Raw genomic sequence first — 1703 nt, forward strand, 5'->3', positions numbered from 1 at the left:
GATCATCACCGAGGGCACCTACCCGAACCACGAGGGCCAGGCCTTCGTCGGCCAGCCGGGCATCGTCACCGACGAGCAGGTCGAGGGCTGGCGCCGCGTCGCCGAGGCCGTGCACGCGCGGGGCGGCAGGATCGTCCTGCAGGTGATGCACGGCGGCCGGGTGACCCACCCCGACGTCAACGGCGGCCGCCGCGTCGTGGCCCCGAGCGCGATCGCCATCGACGGCGAGGGCCACACCGAGAAGGGCAAGCAGCCCTACCCCGTGCCGCACGCCCTCACCGTCGACGAGGCCCGCCAGACCCTGCAGGACTTCGTCTCCGCCTCGAAGCGCGCCATCGAGGCCGGCCTGGACGGCGTGGAGATCCACGGCGCCAACGGCTACCTGCTGCACGAGTTCCTCTCGCCGGCGTCCAACCAGCGCACCGACGAGTACGGCGGCTCGCCAGCGAACCGGGCGCGCTTCGTCGTCCAGGTGGTGACGGCGGTGGCCGCGGCGGTCGGCGCCGGCAAGGTCGGCCTGCGGATCTCCCCTGAGCACAACATCCAGGACGCCTACGAGACCGACCGGGACGACGTCCGCGCCACCTACGGCGCGCTGCTCGACCAGCTGCGCCCGCTGGGCCTGGCCTACCTGTCGGTGCTGCACTCCGACCCGGCCGGCGAGCTGGTGCAGGAACTGCGCGAGCGCTTCGGCGGGCACCTGGTCGCCAACAGCGGCTTCGGCTCGGTCACCACGCGCGACGAGGCCGTGCGCCTGATCGAGGCGTCGCACGCCGACGCCGTCGCCGTGGGCCGCGCGGTCATCGCCAACCCCGACCTGGTCGAGCGGTGGAAGGGCGAGCACCCGGAGAACGAGCTCAAGGCGCACCTCTTCTACGCGCCCGGCGCCGAGGGCTACATCGACTACCCGACCCTCGAGGCGCTGCGCGCCGGCTGAGCCCCGCCTTTCGCGCCGGCTGAGCCCGCCTTTCGCGCGCGGAAGGCGCTCGGGGGTCGGCCGTCCCGGCCGCCACCCGGCACCGGACACCCGCTGAGGGCCCCCTCGATCCGATCGAGGGGGCCCTCGGTGTCGGTGGGGCTCTCTATGAAGACGGGGGCCGGAGTCAAGCGGGTCGTGGGTGGTCGTCTTCTCTCCGCGGCAAGGGTTGATCGTCGCCGGTGAGGAGCGGGTCCGGGTGGAGCGCCCGCAGCCGCGCAGCGGCGAGGACGAACGACCTGGACGCGAGACGAACCGGCGGCAGGCTCGCTGAGCCGCCGGAGAGGAGCCTGCTCTTCAGGGCCGGGCGGGGCTCGCTCGGGTCGGTGGGGAGCCGGGCTCATCTCTCTATCGCCTCCTGGCCGGAGGACCGGGTCGGATGGGAGGGGCTTCGCTCCGGTGGCGCATCTCAGTCGTGGGCCGTCTATGCGGCCAGAGCCCTATGCGTGGCGCCTGCCGGAGCGAAGGGCTTGGTGGTGGTGAGCATGTGCCAGATCGCCTCGGCAAGCTTGCGGGCGATGTCGACGCGGGCGACCTTCGCCCCGCGCTGCTTGTCCAGGCGGGTCTTGGTGCGCTGGTAGCGGTCCCGATAGACGGGGTGGCGGGCGGCGTGGGTGGCCGCCTCGATCAGCGCCCAGCGCAGGTACTTCGGACCGTTCTTGGCCAGTTCGCCGCGCCAGTCATGCCCGCCGGACTGATCGACGGTGGGGCACAGCCCGGTGTAGCC

Annotated in this window: 2 protein-coding genes; one reads left to right on the forward strand and one right to left on the reverse strand. The window is 73.0% G+C overall.

The annotated features are described in order from the left end of the window. On the forward strand, positions 1–937 hold a 937-nt coding region (locus tag CNO22_RS26975; RefSeq protein ID WP_100502292.1), incomplete at its 5' end, for an oxidoreductase. 463 nt (positions 938–1400) lie between these two features. On the opposite strand, the gene CNO22_RS26980 is transcribed toward CNO22_RS26975, so the two are convergent. Beyond that, positions 1401–1703 (reverse strand): transposase (locus tag CNO22_RS26980; RefSeq protein ID WP_157937163.1); only part of this gene is annotated, 303 nt, incomplete at its 5' end.

Source organism: Geodermatophilus chilensis (genome assembly GCF_002802985.1).
Classification (GTDB): domain Bacteria; phylum Actinomycetota; class Actinomycetes; order Mycobacteriales; family Geodermatophilaceae; genus Geodermatophilus; species Geodermatophilus chilensis.